This is a genomic window from Bradyrhizobium sp. SZCCT0231, from assembly GCF_018130245.1.
Lineage (GTDB): Bacteria > Pseudomonadota > Alphaproteobacteria > Rhizobiales > Xanthobacteraceae > Bradyrhizobium > Bradyrhizobium japonicum_F.
The window spans coordinates 141,816-165,452 of record NZ_JAFCKP010000012.1; the positions used below are offsets into that span (position 1 = coordinate 141,816).

Consider the following 23,637-nt stretch of genomic DNA (forward strand, 5'->3'; position numbering starts at 1 on the left):
ACGCCGGGGCGACCCGGCTGGGGTGGAATGCGGGCGGCGCATATCGATCGCCGGCGCGTTATGGTGCCATTGAGCTGCGCGCCGAGATGTCCGCCCTGCGGAATCAGCGGCAGGCTGCGCCAATGCTCTGGCTGGCATGAACGGCCAATGATAAATGGGGGGATTAGAGGCGTTCCAATAGTGATTTCAATGCGCCTCGCGGGGCGCTCAAGAAGTGAATTTATATTCTTAGCTTCGCTGGCGGACCGGCTTGCTGGTATACCAAGGCCCTGATTGGCCTTGGTTCATCAAGGCCATAGAGCTGAACCGGCGTTCGATTTATGGCGATTTGGTGATTGCGCAGGCCAAATCGACTCCGTAAATAGAGCCGACCTTTCGCGATCCCCGCGCGCCCCATGCTGGGCCGCAACAAACATCAAAAGCCGCCCATGACCGCACGGATCGAACGACCGCTTTCGCCGCACATCCAAACCTATCGCTGGACCCTGACGATGGCGCTGTCCATCGTTCACCGTGCCACCGGCATCGCCCTTTACGTGGGAACGCTGCTGCTGGCCTGGTGGCTGATCGCAGCCGCCTCCGGCCCGGCCGCCTACGCCCACGTCCAAGCCTTCTCCGGCAGCATCATCGGACGCCTGATCGTGTTCGGCTACACCTGGGCGCTGATGCACCATATGTTGAGCGGCATCCGGCATTTCGTGTGGGACCTCGGCTACGGCTTCAAGGCCAATGAGCGCGAAGCCCTGACCTGGGGCGCGCTGATCGGCGGCATCGTGCTGACGGTGCTGGTCTGGATCATCGCCTATGCGATCGGAGGCGGACGATGAGCGCGACCGATACACCGAAGCGCAGCATGCGCACGCCGCTCGGCCGCGTCCGCAATCTCGGCGCCGCCCATTCCGGCACGTCGGATTTCTGGCGCCAGCGCATCACCGGCGTCGCCATGACGCTGCTGATGATTCCGGTCGTGGTCATCGTGATGATGCTGCTCGGCCGCAACCAGGCCGGCGCCGCGCAGATCCTCGGCTCGCTGCCGATCGCGGTGATCCTCCTGCTCTTCATCGCCGCCAGCGCCTGGCACATGAAGATCGGGATGCAGGTGGTGATCGAAGACTACGTCCATAACGAGAAGCTGAAGCTCATCGCGATCATGCTCAACAACTTCTTCTCGGTCGCCGTGGCGCTCGCCTCGACCTATGCGATCCTGAAACTTTCTTCCGGAGTGTAACCCATGGCCGCCACAACGAATGGCACGGGCAACGGCGCTCCCGCCACCAACGGAAAAGCCTATCCGATCGAAGACCACACCTATGACGTGGTCGTGGTCGGCGCCGGCGGTGCGGGCTTGCGCGCCGTCGTCGGCTGCAGCGAGGCCGGTCTTCGCACCGCCTGCATCACAAAAGTGTTTCCGACCCGCTCGCACACGGTCGCGGCACAGGGCGGCATCTCGGCCGCGCTCGGCAACATGCACAAGGACGACTGGCGCTGGCACATGTACGACACCGTGAAGGGGTCGGACTGGCTAGGGGACCAGGACGCGATCGAATACATGGTGCGCAACGCGCCCGAAGCCGTCTACGAGCTCGAGCATTGGGGCGTACCGTTCTCGCGCACCGAGGACGGCAAGATCTACCAGCGTCCGTTCGGCGGCATGACCATGGACTTCGGCAAGGGCCAGGCGCAGCGCACCTGCGCCGCCGCCGACCGTACCGGTCACGCCATGCTGCACACGATGTACGGCCAGTCGCTGCGCCATGCGGCAGAATTCTTCATCGAGTTCTTCGCCATCGACCTGATCATGGACGACCAGGGCGCCTGCCGCGGCGTGATCGCGCTGAAGCTCGACGACGGCACGCTACATCGCTTCCGTGCCCAGACCACGATTCTGGCGACCGGCGGCTATGGCCGCGCCTACGCCTCCTGCACCTCGGCCCATACCTGCACCGGCGACGGCGGCGGCATGGTGCTGCGTGCCGGCCTGCCGCTGCAGGACATGGAGTTCGTGCAGTTCCACCCGACCGGCATCTACGGCGCGGGCTGCCTCGTCACCGAGGGGGCGCGCGGCGAAGGCGGGTATCTCGTCAATGCCGAGGGCGAGCGCTTCATGGAGCGCTATGCGCCGTCGGCCAAGGACCTCGCCTCGCGCGACGTCGTCTCGCGCGCGATGACCATCGAGATCCGCGAGGGGCGCGGCGTCGGCAAGAAGAAGGACCACATCTTCCTGCATCTCGACCATCTCGATCCCGCAGTGCTGGCCGAGCGGCTGCCCGGCATCTCCGAATCCGCAAAGATCTTCGCCAATGTCGACGTGACGCGCGAGCCGATCCCGATCGTGCCGACCACGCACTACAACATGGGCGGCATCCCGACGAACTATCACGGCGAAGTGCTGACCAAGAGGAACGGCGACGACAATGCCGTGGTTCCCGGCCTGATGGCGCTGGGTGAGGCCGCCTGCGTCTCCGTGCATGGCGCCAACCGGCTCGGCTCCAACTCGCTGATCGACCTCGTCGTGTTCGGCCGCGCCGCGGCGCTGCGCTGCGCCGAGAAGCTGACGCCCAACGCCGAGCAGCCGGAATTGCCGGCGAACTCGGCCGAGATGGCGCTCGGCCGCCTCGACCATTTCCGCTATGCTTCCGGCGGCACCCCGACCGCGAAGCTGCGCGAAGGCATGCAGCACGTGATGCAGAACAATTGCGCGGTGTTCCGCACCGGCGAAGTGCTGAGCGAAGGCCAGAACCTGATCGCAAAGGTCCACAGCGGCATCACCGACATCGCCGTGTCCGACCGCTCGCTGGTGTGGAATTCGGACCTCGTCGAGACGCTCGAGTTCGACAACCTGATCGGGCAGGCGGTGGTGACCATGAACTCGGCCGCCAACCGCACCGAGAGCCGCGGCGCGCACGCCCGCGAGGACTTCTCCGAGCGCGACGACAAGAACTGGATGAAGCACACGCTGGCCTGGCTGGACGATGCCGGCAAGGTCAAGATCGAGTACCGCCCGGTTCACGACTACACCATGACCAACGACGTGCAGTACATCCCGCCGAAGGCGCGCGTGTATTGAGGAGCAACAGGCGCTCGTCATTCCGGGATGGTCCGAAGGACCGGACCCGGAATCTCGAGATTCCGGGTTCGATGCTGCGCATCGCCACGGAATGACGAAAGGTTAGAGCAATGGTTGAATTCGCACTTCCGAAGAACTCCAAGATCACTGGCGGCAAGACCTGGCCGAAGCCGGCGGGCGCGACCGAGCTCCGCGAGTTCAAGGTCTATCGCTGGAATCCGGACGACGGCAAGAATCCGAGCGTCGACACCTATTACGTCGACACCAACGATTGCGGTCCGATGGTGCTGGACGGCCTGATCTGGATCAAGAACCACATCGACCCGTCGCTGACCTTCCGCCGCTCCTGCCGCGAGGGCGTCTGCGGCTCCTGCGCGATGAACATCGACGGCCAGAACACGCTGGCCTGCACCCGCTCGATGCACGACGTGAAGGACGGCGCGGTGAAGGTCAATCCGCTGCCGCACCAGCCGGTGGTGAAGGACCTCGTCCCCGACCTCACCAATTTCTACGCGCAGTATGCGTCGGTCGAGCCGTGGCTGAAGACGACCTCGCCGACGCCGCAGAAGGAATGGCGCCAGAGCCACCAGGACCGCGAGAAGCTCGACGGCCTCTACGAGTGCATCCTGTGCGCCTGCTGCTCGACCTCCTGCCCGAGCTATTGGTGGAACAGCGAGCGCTACCTCGGTCCTGCCGCGCTGCTCCAGGCCAACCGCTGGGTCTCCGATTCGCGCGACGAAGCCACCGGCGAGCGGCTCGACAATCTCGAGGACCCGTTCCGGCTCTACCGCTGCCACACCATCATGAACTGCGCCAAGGCGTGCCCGAAGGGGCTGAACCCGGCGGAAGCCATCGCCGAGCTCAAGCTCAAGATGGTCGAGCGGCAGATCTGAGACGAGGGCCATCCCTTCCACCCCGGTCGGCCAGACCGGCCGGGGTGTTCTGCAATTGCGATCAATTCGAGCAGAATTTTCCTCGTCCCGCTCCGCGCGCAAATTTTAGGATCGCAACCAGCGGTTCCAGCATAAGCTACTTCCTCCCCTGCACAACATTCGGTTAAGCTCCTCCTCGGGACCGGAGCGACTGTGCAGAGGGCGCAACGCAACTCGCTGAGGCTGTTGCAGTGGATGATGGCGGCATCCCTGGCGCTGCCGATTGCGCTCTTCGTCGTTGCCGCCACGATCTCCTACACATCGACCAAGGATATCGCCGATCGGGAGATCGAGCGCACGGTCGATGTCGCCCATGAGCACGCGCTCAAGGTGTTCGAGACCATCGACCGCAGCCTCGCCGAGCTCAACGAGGTCGTGCGCAGCCTTCCGGACGACATCATCCGCGCGCGAGAACCGGCATTGCATCGCCGCCTGAAGCGCCTGACCGATTCGCTGCCGCAGCTCAAATCGGCCTGGGTCTTCGATGCGGACGGAAAAGCGCTGGTCAACAGCCTCGTCTCGCCACCGCCGGACCTGGGCTTTGCCGACCGCGATTACTTCTATGCCCACATCGACCAGAACATCGGCACCTTCATTGGCACCGCCCTGACGCCACGACCACCTTATCGGGGCGCCCGCTTCTTTGGAATCAGCCGCCGCCGCGACTCCGACGACGGCCACTTCATCGGCGTGATTCATGCCTCGGTGCTGCCGGAATATTTCGAGAGCTTTTACGCCAGAATTGGATCAGACCCCGGCAGCTTCTTCGCGATGGGGCGCACCGACGGCGCGATGCTCACGCATTTTCCCCGGCTCGACCACGACCTTCGGCTCGATCCGGCCGGACCGGTCGGCCAGAAGATCGCGGCTCAACCCGAGCACGGCCTCATCACCGTCGCCTGGCCCTCGGACGGCATCGAGCGGCGCATCGCCTACCGGCGTGTCGCCGCGTATCCGATCTATGTCAGCGCCGGGCTCGAGACCTCGGCGATCCGCGCGCGCTGGTTCGCCACCATGGGCCAGCATCTGGTGTTCGGCATTCCCGCCACCGCGCTGCTGTTTCTGCTGCTGGCGCTCGCCTTGCGGCGCACCCGGCACCTTCAGGCCGAAGCTGCAAGGCGGCGCGAGGTCGAGGAGGCGCTCAAGCACAGCCAGCGCCTGGAGGCGCTCGGCCAGCTCACCGGAGGCGTCGCCCACGACTTCAACAACCTCCTGACCGTGATCCGCGCCTCGGTCGATCTGTTGAACCGCCCGCAGCTGACCGAGGAGCGACGGCAGCGCTACATCACGGCCATTGCGGATTCGGTGGCGCGCGCGGCCAAGCTGACCTCCCAGCTGCTCGCCTTTGCGCGGCGCCAGACCCTCAAGCCGGAGGTATTCGACGTCGGTGCGCGGGTGCAGTCGCTGCACGATATGCTTGCCACGCTGCTGGGTCCCGCGATCGAGATCGTCATGCAGCTGCCGGCGGAACCGTGCCTCGTCGATGCCGATGCCAGCCAGTTCGAGACCGCGCTGATCAACATGGCGACCAATGCGCGCGATGCCATGCAGGGCAAAGGCAGGATCGTTTTCAAGGTCGCGGCCACAACGACCGTTGCGGACACGCTGGCGCAGCTTTCGGCCAGCCAGACCTCGGCAGACCATGGCTTCGTCCGCGTGACCGTCAGCGACACCGGCGTCGGCATTCCCGCCGCGCGATTAGGGCGCATCTTCGAGCCGTTCTTCACCACCAAGCAGGTCGGCCACGGCACCGGTCTCGGCCTGTCCCAGGTGTTCGGCTTCGCCCGGCAGTCCGGCGGCGAAGTGACTGTGACGAGCGAGGTGGGGCACGGCAGCACGTTCTCGCTCTATCTGCCGCGCGTGCCGCCGGACCTGCTGCCGCAGCGCCAGGCGCCCAACACTGCGCCGGCGGTGGCCGGCAGCGGCATGTCGGTGCTGGTGGTCGAGGACAATATCGAGCTGGCCAATTTCGCCGCCGACGGCCTCACCGAACTCGGCTACACCATCACGCAGGTCGATAATGCAACCGACGCACTCGCCGAGCTCGTGATGGACGCAGACCGCTTCGATGTCGTGTTCTCGGACGTGGTGATGCCCGGGATGACCGGGCTCGATTTGGCAAAGGCGATCCGCGACCGCGGCATCAACGTGCCGATCGTGCTGACCACCGGCTACAGCCAGGCCCTGTCACAGGAGGGCGCTGCCCGATTCGATCTCGTGCAAAAGCCTTATTCGATCGAGGAATTGTCGCGCGTTCTGCACCGGGCTGCGCGGCCGCGACGCGTGCGCGACGGCGCCGCCGAATGATCCCGCGGCCGGAACCGACGGGAACCGACTGATTTCCTTCGCGTTGTCCGCCCATGCACAAGCCGGCCGCGACGCGCGAACAGGGCAAGAAGCCGCCCTTTGTCGAGATCAAAGGCGAGAACGGCGATGAAGTGACACCGCCGCCCGAGCTGGCCGAACCCGACCCCGAGCTCTCACCCGAGGAAGCCGAGCAGGCCCGCAAGGATTATCTGCTGACGCGGTTCTGGATCAGCGCGCGCGGTTTCTGGGGCCGCAACGGCAACCGCCTCGCCTGGCCGCTCTCGATCGGCCTCGGCCTGCTGATCGTGCTGACCGTCAGCGTCCAATACGGCATCAATGTCTGGAACCGCGAGATCTTCGATGCCATCGAGAAGCGCGACGCAACGAGTGTCTTCCATCTCACGGCGCTGTTCTTCCCGCTCGCGATCGGCAGCATCGTGCTCGCCGTCGCGCAGGTGTTCGCGCGCATGGGCATCCAGCGGCGCTGGCGTGCCTGGCTCACGGCAAGCGTGCTGACGCGCTGGCTCGCGAACGGACGCTACTACCAGCTCAACCTCGTCGGCGGCGACCACGGGAATCCGGAATACCGGATCGCGGAAGACTTACGCATTGCGACCGACGCGCCGGTCGACTTCATTGCCGGCGTCACCTCGGCGCTGCTGTCGGCCGCGACCTTCATCGTCGTGCTCTGGACCATCGGCGGCGCGCTCACCGTCACGCTCGGCGGCTCGTCGGTCACCATCCCCGGCTTCCTGGTGATCGCCGCGATGCTGTACGCCGCGATCGCATCCGGATCGATCGTGGTGATCGGCCGGCGCTTCGTGCAGGTCTCCGAGGACAAGAACCAGGCCGAGGCCGATTTCCGCTACACGCTGACGCGCGTGCGCGAGCACGGCGAGAGCATCGCGCTGCTCGGCGGCGAGCAGGAGGAACGCGACGGCATCGACCGCAATTTTGCCCGCGTGCTGCGGCAATGGGCGCGGCTCGCCGGCCAGCACATGCGCACCACGCTGGTGTCGCAAGGATCGAGCCTCGTTGCGCCGGTCGTGCCGCTCTTGCTCTGCGCGCCCAAATTCCTCGACGGCAGCATGACGCTGGGACAGGTGATGCAGGCGGCTTCTGCCTTCACCATCGTGCAGAGCGCGTTCGGCTGGCTGGTCGACAATTATCCGCGGCTGGCCGACTGGAACGCCTGTGCGCGCCGCATCGCCTCGCTGATGATGTCGCTCGACGGCCTCGAACGCGCCGAGCAGGGCGACGGCCTCGGACGCATCAAGCGCGGCGAGACGCGCGACGATGCGGTACTGGAGCTGCACGATCTCTCCGTCACGCTCGATGACGGCACCGCGGTGGTCGGCGAAACCGAGGTGGTGATCGAACCGGGCGAGCGGCTGCTGGTCGCCGGCGAATCCGGCACCGGCAAGAGCACGCTGGTGCGCGCCATCGCCGGCCTGTGGCCATGGGGCGGCGGCAGCGTCAATTTCCATGCCGACCGGCGCCTGTTCATGCTGCCGCAGCGGCCCTACGTACCCACGGGATCGCTGCGCCGCGCCGTCGCCTATCCCGGGGCCGCAGAGGACTGGACCGCCGGGGAGATCGGCGAAGCCCTGCACAAGGTCGGCCTCGATCATCTCAAGGAGAAGATCGAAGAGGAAGGACCGTGGGACCAGACGCTGTCTGGCGGCGAGAAGCAGCGCCTCGCCTTCGCGCGGCTGCTGCTGCACAATCCCGACATTGTCGTGCTCGATGAGGCGACCTCGGCGCTCGACGAGAAGAGCCAGGACAAGATGATGAAGATGATCACCGACGAGCTGCCGAAGGCGACCATCGTCAGCGTCGCGCATCGCGCCGAGCTGGAGGCTTTCCACAGCCGCAAGATCGTGCTGGAGCGGCGCAAGGGCGGCGCCAAGCTCGTCAGCGACGTCGACCTGATTCCGCGCAAGGGCAGGCGCAGGCTGCTCGGCCGTTTCCTGAGGCAGCGGAAGGTCTCGAAGAAGGCGGCGTGAGCCGTAGCCCGGATGGAGCGCAGCGCAATCCGGGGAGGTCCATCCGCGCGGTGAGAATCCCGGATTACGCTGCGCTCCATCCGGGCTACGGACCTGAAGTTGGAGTCCCCATCAAAACCGGCTATGCATGCGCCGCCTGCAACGAGGACCTGCTGCTTGACGTCCGACAACGCCCCTTCGTCCGCGCCGTTCGGCGCGTTTGCGCCCAACGCGGCGCAGGCTGCGCTCATCCGCCTCGCTCAACGATCGGGGCTGAAGCGCGGTGCATTCCGGCCCTGGATGTCGCGGCTGGTCGATCTGCTGCGCAGTGGCCCGGTCGACGTGCAATATCAGGGCGCCTCGTTCCGCTTCGATCACCAGGGCAGCGCGACCGAGCGCGGCGCGCTGTTCAACCCCGACTACAATCTCGACGAGCTCGACTTCCTGCGCCAGCACACCCCTGCGGGCGGCACGTTCGTCGACGTCGGCGCCAATGTCGGCACGTTTGCGCTGGTGATGGCGCGGCAGGTCGGCACCCAAGGCAAGGTGGTCGCGATCGAGCCGCATCCGCTGACCTTCGGACGGCTCGCCTTCAACCATGCCGCGTCGAAGACGCCGCAGGTGCGCCTGGTGCAGGCGGCGGCGGGCGACAGCGACGGCGAGCTGATGATCGAGAGCGGCGGCGGCAATCTCGGCGCCACCCACGTCGTCACCGGCGCGGCCAGTGCCGAGGCCATCAAGGTGCCGTCGCTGCGGTTGACACGCATTCTCGATGAGGCTGGCGTCAACCAAGTCGATTCGCTCAAGATCGACGTCGAGGGCTTTGAGGACCGCGTGCTGATCGGCTTCTTCCGCGACGCGCCGCAATCGCTGTGGCCGCGCGCAGTGGTGATCGAACACCTGTCACAAAACGAATGGCAGCAGGATTGTATTGCCGACATGGTCGCGCGCGGCTTTACGATCGCACGCAAGACACGGAGCAATACGTTCCTGTCGCGCTGACGAGGACAAGCAACGGAGGTCATGATGATCGACCATTTGGGTTTCTCCGTCTCCGACTATGAGCGCGCCAAGGCGTTCTACGCGAAGGCGCTGGCCCCGCTCGGCTACGGCCTGATCATGGAAGTGACGGCAGAGCAGACCGGCCACGCAGCCGCCGCGGGCTTCGGCGCCGACGGCAAGCCGGACTTCTGGTTCGGCGGCGAAGGCGCCATGAACAAGCCGGTGCATATTGCGATCGCAGCCAAGGACCGCGCCACGGTGGATGCCTTCTACAAGGCGGCGATGGCGGCCGGTGGCCGCGACAACGGTCCGCCCGGCATCCGCCCGCATTATCACGCGAACTATTACGGCGCCTTCGTGCTCGACCCTGATGGCCACAATATCGAGGCCGTCTGTCATCTGCCCGAATAGGGCGCTTCGACACGATGCGACAGGGAACATCGGCACGGCATCGTCGTTATCGTTCTCTGGACAACGATCTCGATGATGCCGATGCCGATCGAACCGCCCGAGATTCCACCGGCAACACCGGGGACTCCCACGGAGCCGCCGCCGGGAATTCCGCCCGGCAATCCTCAGCCCGACATCACGCCGCCGGTGCACGAGCCCGGCGAATCACCACGACCCAACGAATTGCCGGGCCACGTGCCTGAAGAGATTCCATCGCGCGGGCCGAACGGTCCGCTCACGCCCAATCCTGCGACGGACGCAACACCGCCGCGGCAGCACATGTGAGGCGACGCATCACATGTGAGGCGATTGCAAGCTGCGTCTGAATGCGCAATGAACGTCGCCGTAGTGAGATGATTTGCGTGCAGAAATAAATCGGACTGCGGTCGCATCGCCCGCCACAATGCGGCCTAACGCGTGGCTGTTCATCACGACACTTCGTCAAAGAACCTTCCGGGGAAGTTCACCACCATGACCAACCTTCGTTTCGTGCTGCTTGCGACGACGGCTCTGACCGCGATGCAATTGGCAAACACCGCATCGCATGCGCAAAGCGCTTCGCCGCTCGTCGTCGCACAGGCCCAGCCGCAAGAGACGGGCCCTGACGGAAAACCGAAGCAGCCGCCGAAGGGACCGCCGGCGGCCGCCCCGCCTGCCGCACCCGCGCGCCCGGCAGCACCGCCGCCCGCGGCGGCACCGCCCCACCCGCCCGCAGCGCCCCCGCCGGCAGCCGCACCGCCGCGCCCGACAGCACCGCCTCCGCCGCCGCCACCACCTGCGGCCCGTCCGGCGCCTCCGCCGCCCGCGGCCGCTCCGAAGCAGCCTTCGCCGCCTCCACCACCGCCGGCCGCCCCAAAGCAGCCTTCGCCGCCTCCGGCTGCGGCGCCGCAGCAGCGCGCCCCGACACCGCCTCCCCCGGCGCCACCTGCCGCGCGCCCGGCTCCCACGCCGCCGGCACCGCCTCCTGCCGCGGCTCCGCAGCAGCGCGCGCCCACCGCGCCGCCGCCTGTGGCACGCCCGACTCCAACGCCTCCGCCGCCCCCGGCAGCGCCTCCATCGGCCCGGCCCGCGCCTGCACCCACGGCGACACCGCCTGCTCCGACGGCAGCGCCCACGGCCCGCCCCGGCGCGCCTGCGCCGGCTGCAACGCCTGCTCCGACGGCGACACCCACACCGGCGCCGACATCTGCGCCGACCGCAACCCCGGCGCCGGGCAGCACGCCTGGCGCGCCGCCGGCCGGCCGCCCCGGCGCACCTCCGCCCGGCGCGCGTCCTGGCTCGCCTCCGGCGGCGGGATCGCCGACCCCCGGCGCCACGCCCGCTCCAACGGCGACGCCGGCTCCCGGCAGCACTCCGACGCCACCGCCCGGACGTCCGGGGTCGGCAGCGCCCGCTCCCGGCGCGACCCCAGCCCCGACGGCGACGCCAACCCCCGGCCAACAGGGTGGAACGCCTCCTGCCGGCGCACCCGCTGCCGGTACTCCGGCTGCGCCGCCCCAGGCCGGCACCCTCCCGCCCCGGCCCGCAGCTCCGGCCGGCGCCGCGGCGCCGACGGTCGTCCCTGGCACGCCCGCCGCGGCACCGCCGCCGAACCGGGCGCAATACGCGCCGCCGACGGTTGCGCCCGCCTTCCGGGCTGCGCCGACCATCGCTGCACCGCTGCCGCCACCGCCGCGTCCGCCGCAGCGTGACCTGACGCCGCTCGCGATCGGTGCGGGCGTGGTGGCGGGCGCCGTGATCGGCGCGACCATCGCCGACCTCCACAACCAGCGGCGCGAGGTCGTCGAAGGCGGCCGCACCATCTACAACGAGCCGGACCGCATCATCATCCGCGATCCCGGCGGGCAGGCCTATGTCCGCGGCAACGATCTCTATCGCTTCCGCTATGGCGCCCGCGACATCCGCACCGATACCGTCGGCGGCGAAACCCGCACCGTCGTGATTCGTCCCGATGGCAGCGAGGTGATCACCGTGGTCGGCCCGGATGGCTCGCTGCTGCGACGCATCCGCAGGGACCCCGGCGGGCGCGAGATCGTCATCATCGACAACAGCTACCGCGATCCGCGGTCGGTCGGCGGCTTCTATGTCGACGTGCCGCCGCCGGTCGTGAACATTCCCTACGATCGCTACATCGTCGACGCGGAGGAGGCGTCGCCGGACGTGATCTACGCGACGATGCAGGCCCCGCCGGTGCAGCGGATCGAGCGGCGCTACTCGCTCGACGAGATCCGCTACAGCCCCAATGTCCGCATGCAGATGCCGAGCATCGACGTCAACACGATCAACTTCGAGACGGGATCGTGGACCATCCCGCCGGACCAGGCGGCCCGGCTGCAGGTGATCGCCGACGGCCTCAACCAGGCGATCCAGCGCAATCCGCGCGAGGTGTTCCTGATCGAGGGCCACACCGACGCGGTCGGCAACGAGGTCGACAATCTGTCGCTGTCGGACCGCCGTGCGCAATCCGCGGCCGAATTGCTGACGCAGCAGTTCAATGTGCCGGCGGAAAACCTGACGTCGCAGGGCTATGGCGAGCAGTACCTGAAGGAGCAGACGCAGGGGCCGAGCCTGATCAACCGGCGTGTCACGGTCCGCCGCATCACGCCGCTGCTCAATGGCGGCCAGGCCTCGCTGCCGCCGCCCCCGCCCGGCACCGCGCCGCCGCGCTGAGGCGAAGCACAAATGCAAATGGCCGGGAGCGTCCCGGCCATTTTGTTTGGCGCGTGTGTGGCCGCTACTGTCCCGCCGCGAGCCCGAGCGCGTCGGCCATGACACGGAACACTTCGGTGTTGTCCATCGAGCCGTGCACGCGCTCGCTGCCCGGTCCGGTCGCGGTCAGGATGACGTCCTCGCCCGAATGCACGCTGGCGCCGACCAGCGCCGACAGATTGCCGGGGCGCAGCACCGCGCCCGGGACCTCCTTGTATTTGTCGTTGGCCTTGAAGGTGCCGTCGGCGCCGGCCTTGACGGTCGGCTCGTTGGGATTGTCGAGCTTCGGACGGAACGTCTCGTAGTGATCGGGCAGGCTCGCCGAGAAGATGGCAAGCCGCCGGCTCACGTCGACGCGTGACGGATAACCTTCCGCATCCGGCGCGGGATAGTTGGGAAATCCGGCCTGATCGTAGACTCCGACGCGCTCGCGCAAGGGAACGTTGGGCGTCGTGCCCATATCGTCATTCACCGTGCCGACGAGGCTGTTGGGATGATTGTGGTCCGCCAGCACCAGGATGAGGGTGTCGTCACCGCGTGCGCGCGCCCATTCGCGCGTCCGGCGCACCGCGTTGTCGAGCATGATCGTGTCGTAGACGGCGCGCTCCATGTCGAGCAAATGCGCATATTTGTCGATCAGTCCGGATTCGACCATCAGGAAGAAACCGCTCTCGTTCTTCGAAAGGATGTTCAGCGCCCCCTGCACCTGCTCGGTCAGATCAGGCTGCTCGGGAAACTTCTTGACGCCGCCGCCCTTCAGGAATTTGCGGTCGAGCACACCGTCCATGTTGCCGGTGGCGAACAGGCCGAGCAGCCTGCTTGTCTCCTGTTTTGCGGCAAACGCGCTGAGCTCGCTCGCGGTGGTCGCCACCTGATAGCCGGCATCGCGAAACTTCGCGATGTAATCGGTTTCGTCCTTGCGTTTCGAGCCGGCGGCCGACTTCGGCAGAAAATTCGCGCTGCCGCCGCCCATCACGACATCCGGCTTCGCCGTGAAGAATTGCTCGACGATCTCGTCATAGGCGGCGCGCCGGCGGGTGTGCGCAACCATCGCCGCCGGGGTCGCGTCTTCGATCTCGGTATTGGTGACGATGCCGATCGCCATGCCGAGCCGCCTTTTGGCGAGGCTCGCGATGGTTTCGACCCGGGGATCGTCCAACGGATTTGCGGTGCGATCCGCATAGACGCCGAGGGCGTTGACGGCACTCTTGTGCCCGGTCGCATAGGCGCTGGCCGAGTTCGCAGAATCCGTGATGATCGAGTCCGAGCCGGCGGTTGCAACCAGCGCCATGTGAGGCATGTCGTCGATGGCGAGCTTGCCGTGGCTCTTGCCCTCCGAAATCCCCTTGGACAGGATTCGCGCTGCGACCCGATGCGCCGGCGACATGCCGTCACCGATAAACAGGATGACGTTCTTCGCCTTGCGCGGACCGGTGTCGTAGACCGTCCACGTGACACTGCGCTGGCGCGTGCCGTCGCTCACGTCCACGGCAACGCTGCCCGGCGCGGTCAGCGTGACGTCGCGCAGGATCAGGGCCGACTGCTCCTTGCCATCCTCGCGGTCGATGAAGGTCCCGGCACGGCCGAACGCGGTCGCATAGTCCGCGCCGTTCACCGTCACCTTCAACTTGGCGGGATCGACCGGCCCGGGGAGCTCGACCTTGAAGTCGAACTGGGCCCCGGCCAGGATCTCGGCACGATCGATCGGATAGATCGTCTGTGCCGACAGCGACGATGTCCAACAGAGGACGATGAGAGAGGCGACGGTTGACCTCTTGACCATATTCGATGCTCCGCGATCCGATTTCCGACAGGAACAGGAAGCGTAGCGATCGAGAATGACACGGTCATTAAGTCACGTATTGCCCCGCCGGGTGGCAAAGGGCCTGACCCCAAGGCCCTGAACGCTTGTCGCTTTTGGCCATCATCCGCCTCTCGCCGCGCCGCCAAGGTGGGGCGAGCCTGCAAGGGCAGACAGCCGGGAGCCGATCCCGGCCTTCCTTGGTATCACGCGGTCAACGCTCCTGTCGGCAGGCAGGCCTCGCAAACGGCGGCGACATGCCGGTGATCGGTGCCGCAACAGCCGCCGAGAATCCGCATGCCCGGGAATGCGCGCCTGAGCGAAAGGTAACGGCGGCCGAGATCAGCGGGATCGCCGCTGTCGAGCGTCTCCGACTCGTCGAGTTCGGCATGGCTTCTGGCCGACGCATTGGCTCTGACGCCGTGAATGCGCTGAACCCACGCCTCGCCCCCCGCGAGTGCACCCTCGAAATGAGTGGGATGCGCGCAGTTAATCAGGAAATATTCGCAAGCGCGCTCCGTCGCGTCATCGACCGTTTCAATCGCTTCGCGCAGGGACTCCCCCCTGACCAGGCGACCATCCATCTCGACCGTGAAGGAGATCGCGACTGGAATCTCCTGTCTCTTGGCCGCGCGCACCACACCTACGGCCTCGTTGATGCTGTTCAGCGTGAACGCGGTCACCATGTCGGCGCCTGCCTCGGCGAAGGCCGCGATCTGAGCCGAGTGGTAGGCTTCGGCTTCTGCCGCATCCATGTTGCCGGCCTTGTAGCCGTCGCCGCGCGGGCCGATCGCGCCGCTGATCACGCAAGGCGCGCCGGAGGTCTCCCATTCGCCGCGCAATTCCTCCAGAAAGCGGATGGAGCGCATGTTGATGGTCTTGAGCCCGGCCGCATCGTAGCCGAGCTTGGCGGCCCAATCGGGGTTGGCGCGCCAGGTCGGGCTGTCGAGCACGAAGCCGAGCCCATGCTGCCGCGCGATGCGGAGATAAGATTCGTAGTAGCGTTTCAGATGCGCGCGACCTTCCGCGCTGTCGAGCAGCACGAATGCCGCGAAATGAGGCAGCTCCAGCCCTTCGTGAAAGATCAGGGTGGTTTCCATGCCGCCGTCGGTCAGGAAAATGCCGCCGCGGTACTGCGGCAGGCCGTGTCTGTATCTGGCCATCGATCGCTCCATCATTTGCACGGGCCGCTCTCGTCGTTCGGTCGCGCCATGCCCGCCTGCGGTCGCGTCAAGTGGTGCCGCATAATGTCGCGCTGCTCTAGAAGCCTGATGGTGCGGCTGAACTTCCGACCGCAAACAGACGACAAATCAGGGGCTTGCGCGAGGCCCTCGGTTGGGGCGTTTGCCGCACGCAGCGGATTCCGCACCTTTGGTGTGGTTTTGGAGGAGCCGATGGGAAAGGGCGAAGCGACGCGCGAACGCATTCTCGAAATCGCGGAAGCGGCAGTGCTCGCAAAAGGCTTCGCGGCGACCTCGATCGACGAGGTCATCGCCGAGGCCGGACTCACCAAGAGCGGCTTCTTCTATCACTTCAGGGATAAAAACGCGCTCGCGCGGGAGATGCTGCGCCGCTACGTGGAAACGAACGATCGGCTGTTCGACGAAATCTTCAGGCGGGGACGTGAGCTCTCGGACGACCCGCTCCAGTCCTTCTTGATCTCTTTGAAACTGCTCGCCGAGATCATGGCCGACCTGCCCAACGGCCATCCCGGCTGCCTGATCGCCAGCATCTGCTATCAGGAGCGCTTGTTCGACCGCGAGGTTCGCGACCTGACCGCGCAATCAGTCAGGAGCTGGAATGCGCATTTCCGCGCGATCCTCGACGGCATCGCCGCAGTCTATCCGCCGCGCGAGGCCATCGACCTCGACGATCTCGCCGAGATGATCTCGTGCGTGGTCGACGGCGCGATCATCATGTCGAAGACGCTCAACGACCCGAAGCGGCTGGAGCGACAGATCCTGCTGTTCCGCAGCTGTGTGAAGCTGGTATTCGCCGCAGGGCCGGCAAAGCCCTCGACCAGCCCCTAGCACGATCGCGACGACGATCAGCCCTTGTCGCTTTCGAGCCTGAAGATCTGCGAGCCCTCCGAGCCCGACAACAGACCGGTCTTCGAGTAGAGACCGAGCTTGGTGCGGGTGTCGGCGATGTCGAGGTTGCGCATGGTGAGCTGGCCGATGCGGTCGGCCGGCGTGAAGGCGGCGTCCTCCACCTTCTCCATGCTGAGCCGCTCCGGCGCATAGGTGAGGTTGGGGCTCTCGGTGTTGAGGATCGAATAGTCGTTGCCGCGGCGCAGCTCCAGCGTGACCTCGCCGGTGACGGCGCGCGCGACCCAGCGCTGCGCGGTCTCGCGCAGCATCAGGGCCTGCGAATCGAACCAGCGGCCCTGATAGAGCAGGCGCCCCAGCCGCATGCCGCTGATGCGGTACTGCTCGATGGTGTCCTCGTTGTGGATGCCGGTGACGAGGCGCTCATAGGCGACGTGCAGCAGCGCCATGCCGGGCGCCTCGTAGATGCCGCGGCTCTTGGCCTCGATGATGCGGTTCTCGATCTGGTCGCTCATGCCGAGGCCGTGGCGGCCGCCGATCGCATTGGCTTCGAGGAACAGTGCGACGGGATCGGAGAAGGTCTGGCCGTTCAACGCCGTGGGCTGGCCTTCCTCGAACCGCACCACGACCTTCTCGGCCTTGACGGCACAATCGTCGCGCCAGAACGGCACGCCCATGATCGGATTGACGATCTTGATGCCGCTGTCGAGGCTCTCGAGATCCTTCGCCTCATGGGTGGCGCCGAGCAAATTGCTGTCGGTCGAGTACGCCTTCTCGGCGCTCATCTTGTAGGCGAAGCCCTGCGCGGTCATGAACGCCGACATCTCGGCGCGGCCGCCGAGTTCGTCGATGAACTGCTGGTCGAGCCAGGGCTTGTAGATCTTCAGGCCGGGATTGGTGAGCAGGCCGTAGCGATAGAAGCGCTCGATGTCGTTGCCCTTGAAGGTCGAGCCGTCGCCCCAGATGTTGACGCCGTCTTCCTTCATCGCCGCGACCAGCATCGTGCCGGTGACGGCGCGGCCCAGGGGCGTGGTGTTGAAATAGGTGATGCCGCCGGTCGAGATGTGGAAGGCGCCGGACTGGATCGCGGCGATGCCTTCATGGACGAGCTGCGTGCGGCAATCGACCAGACGCGCCTTCTCGGCGCCGAACTCCATCGCCTTGCGCGGGATCTCGTTGTAGTCGGCTTCGTCCGGCTGGCCGAGATTGGCGGTGTAGGCGTAGCAGCGCGCGCCCTTCTGCTTCATCCAGAGCAGCGCCGCGCTGGTGTCGAGGCCGCCCGAAAAAGCGATGCCGACTTTCTCACCCTTGGGCAGGCTTTTCAGGATCGTGGTCATGGGGCTTCCAATCGGGTCTCAAGCTGATGTGATGGGTAGGTTTGACCGCGCGAATATCAAATTTCGCGGGGCTCGGCACCCCTTTAATGGCTCAAACCGAGGGCTCGGGGCCGGTCTTGCGGCCGAACAGGCGCTGGCGGAGCCGGTAGGCGGGCATGTTCAGCCGGGTCAGGGCGGCATCGACCGCCTCGTCCGAGAACCGCGTCCGCGGCCAGCGGTAAATCAGCGCGTAGGCGAACCAGATCACGACGAAGGTGACGAGGCCCGCGATGGAAACGTCGGTGAAAAAGTGGCCGCCGAAGGCCATGCGCAGCCCGCTCGTGACGGCGCCGAACACCACGGCGGCGGTATAGGCGAGGGGGCGCCACGCCGGCGGCGCCAGCGCGGCCGGCGCGAGCGTCCAGAATGCCGTCGCTCCTTCGCCGGAGAAGAACGAGCAGTTGCGCCCGCAGCTGCCGCGCGGATCCCACCACGGCACGAATTGCTGGTCGCCGGCAAACTCGGTCACCACCACCGGACGGGGACGGCCCCAATAGTTCTTGAACGTCAGGTTGGTCAAAATGCCGGCCGACATGGTCAGCGTCACCAGCAGGAAGATCACCGTGCGCCCCGGCACCATCAGCGGCCGGTCGGGCCGGATCATCTTGACCACGAGCGCGACGATCGAGGGCAGCGCGAACGCCCAGGCGATCCACATCGCCGCATCGCGCACGAAGCCGGCCCAGCCGTTCAGCTTGAGCGGGAACGTCCTGGTCGCGGGGTCGAAGAACAGCGATGCGAGCTTGAGGTCGAGCTCGGGATAGAGGCCGAAGACGACGCCGATCACGAGCCACAGCGCCAGGGCGATGAAGAGTCCAGTCCGGTTCATGGCGCGCGGTTTAGCGGAGTGGGGCGGGGATGGAAACCCCAAGGGAGGTGCCCATCCTCCCCTGGAGGGGAGGGTAAGAAACTCACCGCGAATCCGGCCGCGACTGCGACGGCAACGGCGGAGGGGGTTTCCGCGGGGGCGGCGGGTTGCGCCAGGCGCCGGCGTTGCGGCCGGCGATCAGCCAGTAGACGACGCCGGCGACGATGCCCGCGCCGGTCATGATTTCCAGGTGACGCCGCACGATACCTTCGAACTGCAGCGTGTCGGCGTGGAAGGGAACAAGGCCGAGATAGCAGGCGAGCCCGACGAGGCCGCCGCCGACGGCATAGGCCAGCGCGCTGCGGATGTAGAGCGCTTCGGTGATCGCGACGATCACCGCCGCCGGCACCAGGGCGAAGCCGGACACGAAGATGAAGCCGAAACCGAGCAGGATGTCGAGCGTGCCCTGGTCGACGGGACCGGCGCCGAGATCGGCGAATTCCGGAAACAGCAGCGCGACGACGATGATCATGCCGCCGACGAAGCAGGCGGCGAGGAAGCCGATGAAGATGACGACGAGGCGGCCGATCAGGGACATGAGACGAGCCTTACCGTCATTGCGAGCGCGGCGAAGCAATCCAGTCTGTCCCCGCGGCAAGATTCTGGATTGCTTCGCTGTGCTCGCAATGACAGGGATGCGAGAGCATCGGCATGAAAACCTAATCCGTCATCGCCATGGCGCGCAGCGCCTGGCGCTCGCGGGCGGAGAGCTTTTCGGTCTCCGACTTGAGCTGGCCGCAGGCGGCGAGGATGTCGCGGCCGCGCGGGGTGCGCACCGGCGAGGAATAGCCGGCGTTGAAGATGTATTCGGAGAACTTCTCGATCTGGTCCCAGTCCGAGCATTCATAGGCCGTGCCGGGCCAGGGATTGAACGGAATCAGGTTGATCTTGGCGGGAATGCCCTTGAGCAGCTTCACCAAGAGCTTGGCATCTTCGAGCGAATCGTTGACGCCCTTGAGCATCACATATTCGAAGGTGATGCGGCGCGCGTTCGAGGCGCCGGGATAGTCGCGGCAGGCCTGCAAGAGCTCCTTGATCGGATATTTGCGGTTGAGCGGCACCAGTTCGTTGCGCAGCTCGTCGCGCACCGCGTGCAGCGAGATCGCGAGCATGACGCCGATCTCCTCGCCCGCGCGCACGATGTTCGGCACCACGCCCGAGGTCGACAGCGTGATGCGGCGGCGGGAGATGCCGATGCCTTCATTGTCACCGACGATGAGAAGCGCATCGCGCACCGCGTCGAAATTGTAGAGCGGCTCGCCCATGCCCATCATCACGATGTTGGTGACGCGGCGCGTGCCGTCCTCGCGATCGGCCCAATCGTTCAGGCGATCGCGCGCGACCATGATCTGCCCGACGATCTCGCCGGCCGTGAGGTTGCGCACCAGGCGCTGCGTGCCGGTGTGGCAGAACGAGCAGTTCAGGGTGCAGCCGACCTGCGAGGAGACGCAAAGCGTGCCGCGATCGGTCTCGGGGATGTAGACGCACTCGACCTCATGCGCCTTCTGAACATTGTCGCCGCTCGGCAGCCGCAGCAGCCATTTGCGGGTGCCGTCGTTGGAGATCTGCTCGGCCACGACTTCGGGACGGTCGACCGTGAAATGCTGCGCGAGATCGCCGCGAATGCCTTTGGAGATCGAGGTCATCTCGTCGAAGCTCTGGGCGCCGCGGAAATAGATCCAGTGCCAGAGCTGCTGCACGCGCATCTTGCGCTGGGCCGGTGCGACGCCGATCTCGCCGAGGCGGTCGGCAAGCTCGGCGCGCGACAGGCCGATCAGCGACGGTTTTGCCGGCGGTACATAGGTTTCGAGCGGAGTCTTCTCCACCAATGTTGCGTTGTGCGGCTCGGTCATCGGTTGCCTGAGATTGCTGCTGTCTCGTCATGCCCGGGCTTGTCCCGGGCATCCACATTCTTTCCCGCCCGGAGCCAGCACGTGGACGGCCGGGGCAAGCCCGGCCATGACGGCAACACCTTTGGGATAACCCTATATAGCAACCGGAACCGCCGATTGCGACCTTATCGACCGCAGCCTTAACGCCGACAGTCCTAACGCCTGCAGCCTTAACGCCTGCAGTCCTGGGCGATCTTGTCGAGCGCCTGGGCGAGGCCCTTCAGCGAGAAGGTGTCGGTCGTCTCCGTGCCCTTGGCCGAGACGCCCTTGACGACGAGATCGGCGGATTTGCGCATGGCTTCGACCATCCGCTCCTCCTCGGCTGCGTTCTTGATCCAGAGGCCGTCGCCCTGCGTATACATCGCGAAGGCGGCGCCGCCGACCTCGACCGTCGATTCCGAGCCCGGCTTCAGCGCATAGCCGATCATGACCGAGACCTCGTTGTTCACCTTCTCCGCCGGCCGGGTCGACACGAACGCATAGGCGGGATCGCGCGGCCGGTTCGGGGGGTTGGTCTTCGACGACGAGGGTTTTGCCAGCGCGAAGCAGACCTTCTTGCCGTTCGGCGTCGCCGAGTATGCTCCCCAGGTGCCGAACTGGCCGATCAGCGTCGGTTCCGCACCGCCCGCAACTGCCGCGGGCGTGGCCGCCGGTTTGCTCTCGGGCTTCGCGGCCGCCTTTGCAGTCGTGTTGGCCGCCGGCGCGGCCGGCTTCGGTGCCGCCTCTTTTGGAGCAGACTCTTTTGGAACAGACTTGGCCGCCGGTTGCGCCGTCTGCGCCCGCGCAGAAACGGCGATTCCCCCGGCCATGACGCCAGTCATCAAAGCTAAAATCAGCACCCGCCACATGCTGGAGTGGTTCCCTCAATATTGTGACTGGAAGATGGCCCGAGCGCGCTTTGTCCCCGGGCAGGGATAGCCGGGAAAGTCCAATTTGGGAAGGCAGTTAGCGGTATCGGCGGCGGCTATGCCCTGGATCGCGCGGCGCGTCGCTCGACCCATTGCGCCTCGATCCAGCCGAGCAAATCCACGGCGCCGGAACTGCGCAAATGTCGACGGCCGCACCGTCGCGGATATCGCAGGCGATCGTCGTGACTTTGCCGCCGGTCTCTTCGCGCATCTCGCGCGCCGTTGCCTCGAGCCGGTCGAGCTTGCGGCCGCAGATCACGAGCCCGGCGCCGAGCGCGAGGAAGCGACGGCCCATCGCCGCGCCGAGGCCCGAACCACCACCGGTGACGAGGATGCGCTTGCCCCTGAGCAGGCTTGTTTCAAACGTCGTTTGAATCCTTGCCGTTTCGATACACCGCGTCATTGCGAGTCCGTGCCGCGGAAATAGTCTGGCGCGCGTCTGACTCTCAGAGCTGGTCCCAACTCGCAATGACGGGAGGATAGGTCTGTGCATCGCTTTGGGCAAAGAATCCGGATTGTCGCCACTGCCTAAATCCGGCAGAAACGGCCTAACTATAATTCCACTCGAAACGCCTCAAGGTGCCGCCATGAAAGCCATCCTCTGCTCGCAATATTGCCAGCCCGACGATCTCGTGCTGGCCGAGGTGCCGGATCCGGTGGCGGGCCCCGGCGAAGCCGTAATCGCGATCAAGGCGGCGGCGCTGAATTTCTTCGACATCCTGATGATCCAGGGCAAGTACCAGATCAAGCCGCCGTTCCCGTTCTCGCCGGCGGCGGAAGTTGCCGGCGTGATCGAGAGCATCGGCGCTGGTGTCACCGACCTGAAGGTCGGCGATCGCGTGGTTGCCTCCTGCGGCCACAACGGCGCGCGCGAGAAGATCGCGCTGCCGGCGGCCTCGATCGTGAAGATTCCTGATAATCTCGACTACGACCGCGCGGCCGGCATCATCATCATCTACGGCACCGCGCTGCATGCGCTGGAAGATCGCGCCAGCCCGAAGCCCGGCGAGACGCTCGCGGTGCTCGGCGCAGCCGGCGGCACGGGCCTTGCCGCCTGCGAGCTCGGCAAGCTGATGGGCCTGAAGGTGATCGCCTGCGCCTCGTCGGACGAGAAGCTCGAATTCGCCAAGGCGCATGGCGCCGAGCTGACGCTGAACTACGCCAAGGAAGATCTGAAGGAAGGCCTGCGCAAGCTGGCGGGCGGCAAGGGCGTCGACATCGTCTTCGATCCCGTGGGCGGCGCATATGCCGAGCAGGCGCTGCGCTCGATCGCCTGGGAGGGCCGCTTCCTCGTGATCGGCTTTGCCGCCGGCGACATCCCGAAGATGCCGCTGAACCTCGCCTTGCTGAAGGGCTGCGACATCCGCGGCGTGTTCTGGGGCGCATGGACCCGGCTCAACCCGGCGAAGAATCGCGCCAATCTCGAGAAGCTCGTGAAGTGGACCGCGGAAGACAAGATCTCATCGCATGTCGACCGCACCTTCCCGCTGGCGCAGACGGCGGACGCGCTGAAGGTGCTGGCGGGACGTCAGGCCATGGGCAAGGTGATTCTGCATCCTTAACGACCTTGCGGCGAATGGCGTCGCGACGCCATCGCCACACACTCAACTGTCATCGCCCGGCTTGACCGGGCGATCCAGTATTCCGAGACGGCAGTGATTGAATCGAGAGGCCGCGGCGTACTGGATTCCCCGCCTGCCGCCTTCGCTAAAGCTTCGGCGCCCCTGGACCTCAACCCCGGCGAAGCCTTGGCGTAGCCGGGTCGCGGGGAATGACAGCGGTGGGTGTGGTTGAATCGCCCCTACCGCGCCGCCTCGCCCTCCTCCACCCCACGCTTCAGCGCGGCGCGCGCGGCTTCGCGGTGCTCGGTCGTGATGTGGCTGGCGACCATGCGGATCGCGGTGGCGAGCACGGCGGCGTCATCGGCGAAGCCGAGGATCGGCATCACGTCCGCGACGAAGTCGAACGGCAGGATGAAATAGGCGATCGCTCCCAACAGCGAGGCCTGGACGTGGCGCGGCGTCTGCCGGTCGAACGCGCAGTAATAGGCGGCAAGCAAATCTTCCGCGAACGGCAGCTGCGCGGCGACACGCTTCAGCTTGCGCCAGAAGCGGCGGCGCACGCTCTCGCGATCTTCCGCGAGCCGATCGGCCGGCTCGAAGCCGACGCCGTGCTCGGCAGCCATGCTCGAATGCTCCCGTTCTGCCGGAGGCGGCGGATCGCCCCATCCCGGCTGATCACAAGATGGGGATGCGGCCGGTCCCTGCAAGACGTCAGCCAAGTATCCGTCAA

At 66.2% G+C, this 23,637-nt stretch carries 20 protein-coding genes and 1 pseudogene; 12 read left to right on the plus strand and 9 right to left on the minus strand.

Features of this window, described 5'->3' with window-relative positions:
- Window positions 1-428: 428 nt before the first annotated feature.
- The 10 genes from sdhC to JQ566_RS24600 all read left to right on the plus strand — a co-directional run bounded on the left by sdhC (window position 429) and on the right by JQ566_RS24600 (window position 12,413).
- Window positions 429-827 carry a succinate dehydrogenase, cytochrome b556 subunit gene (sdhC, locus tag JQ566_RS24560; protein ID WP_212376806.1) on the plus strand — a complete coding sequence of 133 codons (399 nt, stop codon included), beginning with the start codon at window positions 429-431 and terminating at the stop codon, window positions 825-827.
- Window positions 824-1,228, plus strand: coding sequence for a succinate dehydrogenase, hydrophobic membrane anchor protein (sdhD, locus tag JQ566_RS24565; protein WP_212376809.1), 405 nt, complete (start codon window positions 824-826; stop codon window positions 1,226-1,228). Before sdhC ends, sdhD begins: the two co-directional genes overlap by 4 nt.
- Window positions 1,229-1,231: 3 nt before the next feature.
- The gene (gene sdhA, locus JQ566_RS24570; RefSeq protein WP_212376812.1) at window positions 1,232-3,067 is read left to right on the plus strand and encodes a succinate dehydrogenase flavoprotein subunit; all 1,836 of its coding nucleotides are present in this window, start codon (window positions 1,232-1,234) and stop codon (window positions 3,065-3,067) included.
- Window positions 3,068-3,177: 110 nt separating this feature from the next.
- Window positions 3,178-3,960 (plus strand): succinate dehydrogenase iron-sulfur subunit, encoded by a 783-nt coding sequence (locus tag JQ566_RS24575; RefSeq protein ID WP_212376815.1) that lies wholly within the window; start codon window positions 3,178-3,180, stop codon window positions 3,958-3,960.
- 192 nt (window positions 3,961-4,152) lie between these two features.
- On the plus strand, window positions 4,153-6,306 hold the full coding sequence (locus JQ566_RS24580; protein WP_212376818.1) for a hybrid sensor histidine kinase/response regulator: 2,154 nt from the start codon (window positions 4,153-4,155) through the stop codon (window positions 6,304-6,306).
- Window positions 6,307-6,359: 53 nt separating this feature from the next.
- Complete coding sequence (locus JQ566_RS24585) at window positions 6,360-8,312, plus strand: ABC transporter ATP-binding protein/permease (RefSeq protein ID WP_212376821.1); 1,953 nt, start codon at window positions 6,360-6,362, stop codon at window positions 8,310-8,312.
- Between the two features lie 156 nt (window positions 8,313-8,468).
- Window positions 8,469-9,293 (plus strand): FkbM family methyltransferase, encoded by an 825-nt coding sequence (locus JQ566_RS24590; protein WP_212376824.1) that lies wholly within the window; start codon window positions 8,469-8,471, stop codon window positions 9,291-9,293.
- 24 nt (window positions 9,294-9,317) lie between these two features.
- On the plus strand, window positions 9,318-9,704 hold the full coding sequence (locus tag JQ566_RS24595) for a VOC family protein (protein WP_212376827.1): 387 nt from the start codon (window positions 9,318-9,320) through the stop codon (window positions 9,702-9,704).
- Window positions 9,705-9,785: 81 nt separating this feature from the next.
- Window positions 9,786-10,028 carry a hypothetical protein gene (locus tag JQ566_RS34685; RefSeq protein WP_249139773.1) on the plus strand — a complete coding sequence of 81 codons (243 nt, stop codon included), beginning with the start codon at window positions 9,786-9,788 and terminating at the stop codon, window positions 10,026-10,028.
- Between the two features lie 186 nt (window positions 10,029-10,214).
- Entirely contained in the window at window positions 10,215-12,413 is a 2,199-nt protein-coding gene (locus JQ566_RS24600) for an OmpA family protein (RefSeq protein ID WP_212376830.1), read from the plus strand.
- Window positions 12,414-12,477: 64 nt separating this feature from the next.
- Here the strand turns inward: JQ566_RS24600 and JQ566_RS24605 are convergent, their stop codons facing one another.
- Together JQ566_RS24605 and JQ566_RS24610 are read right to left on the minus strand one after the other, a co-directional pair.
- Window positions 12,478-14,235 (minus strand): alkaline phosphatase, encoded by a 1,758-nt coding sequence (locus JQ566_RS24605; protein ID WP_212376833.1) that lies wholly within the window; start codon window positions 14,233-14,235, stop codon window positions 12,478-12,480.
- Between the two features lie 224 nt (window positions 14,236-14,459).
- On the minus strand, window positions 14,460-15,416 hold the full coding sequence (locus JQ566_RS24610; protein WP_212376957.1) for a homocysteine S-methyltransferase family protein: 957 nt from the start codon (window positions 15,414-15,416) through the stop codon (window positions 14,460-14,462).
- A gap of 231 nt (window positions 15,417-15,647) precedes the next feature.
- Between JQ566_RS24610 and JQ566_RS24615 the strand changes: the two genes are divergently transcribed.
- The gene (locus tag JQ566_RS24615) at window positions 15,648-16,283 is read left to right on the plus strand and encodes a TetR/AcrR family transcriptional regulator (RefSeq protein ID WP_212376836.1); all 636 of its coding nucleotides are present in this window, start codon (window positions 15,648-15,650) and stop codon (window positions 16,281-16,283) included.
- A gap of 17 nt (window positions 16,284-16,300) precedes the next feature.
- Here the strand turns inward: JQ566_RS24615 and argG are convergent, their stop codons facing one another.
- From argG to JQ566_RS24645, 6 genes and pseudogenes are all read right to left on the minus strand, one after another.
- Window positions 16,301-17,638 carry an argininosuccinate synthase gene (gene argG / locus JQ566_RS24620; protein WP_212376839.1) on the minus strand — a complete coding sequence of 446 codons (1,338 nt, stop codon included), beginning with the start codon at window positions 17,636-17,638 and terminating at the stop codon, window positions 16,301-16,303.
- A 91-nt stretch (window positions 17,639-17,729) separates the two neighbouring features.
- On the minus strand, window positions 17,730-18,506 hold the full coding sequence (locus tag JQ566_RS24625; protein WP_212376842.1) for a phosphatase PAP2 family protein: 777 nt from the start codon (window positions 18,504-18,506) through the stop codon (window positions 17,730-17,732).
- Between the two features lie 82 nt (window positions 18,507-18,588).
- Window positions 18,589-19,083, minus strand: a complete 495-nt coding sequence (locus JQ566_RS24630) for a hypothetical protein (RefSeq protein ID WP_212376845.1) — start codon at window positions 19,081-19,083, stop codon at window positions 18,589-18,591.
- A 121-nt stretch (window positions 19,084-19,204) separates the two neighbouring features.
- Window positions 19,205-20,398, minus strand: coding sequence for a dual-specificity RNA methyltransferase RlmN (gene rlmN / locus JQ566_RS24635; protein WP_212376847.1), 1,194 nt, complete (start codon window positions 20,396-20,398; stop codon window positions 19,205-19,207).
- A 209-nt stretch (window positions 20,399-20,607) separates the two neighbouring features.
- Window positions 20,608-21,285, minus strand: a complete 678-nt coding sequence (locus JQ566_RS24640) for an invasion associated locus B family protein (protein WP_212376850.1) — start codon at window positions 21,283-21,285, stop codon at window positions 20,608-20,610.
- Window positions 21,286-21,487: 202 nt separating this feature from the next.
- A pseudogene (locus tag JQ566_RS24645) lies at window positions 21,488-21,748 on the minus strand (SDR family NAD(P)-dependent oxidoreductase); the annotation flags it as partial.
- Window positions 21,749-21,932: 184 nt separating this feature from the next.
- On the opposite strand from JQ566_RS24645, the gene JQ566_RS24650 reads away from it, so the two are divergent.
- Window positions 21,933-22,907, plus strand: coding sequence for an NADPH:quinone oxidoreductase family protein (locus tag JQ566_RS24650; RefSeq protein ID WP_212376853.1), 975 nt, complete (start codon window positions 21,933-21,935; stop codon window positions 22,905-22,907).
- A gap of 239 nt (window positions 22,908-23,146) precedes the next feature.
- Here the strand turns inward: JQ566_RS24650 and JQ566_RS24655 are convergent, their stop codons facing one another.
- Entirely contained in the window at window positions 23,147-23,530 is a 384-nt protein-coding gene (locus JQ566_RS24655; protein WP_212376856.1) for a YkvA family protein, read from the minus strand.
- Window positions 23,531-23,637 lie beyond the last annotated feature (107 nt).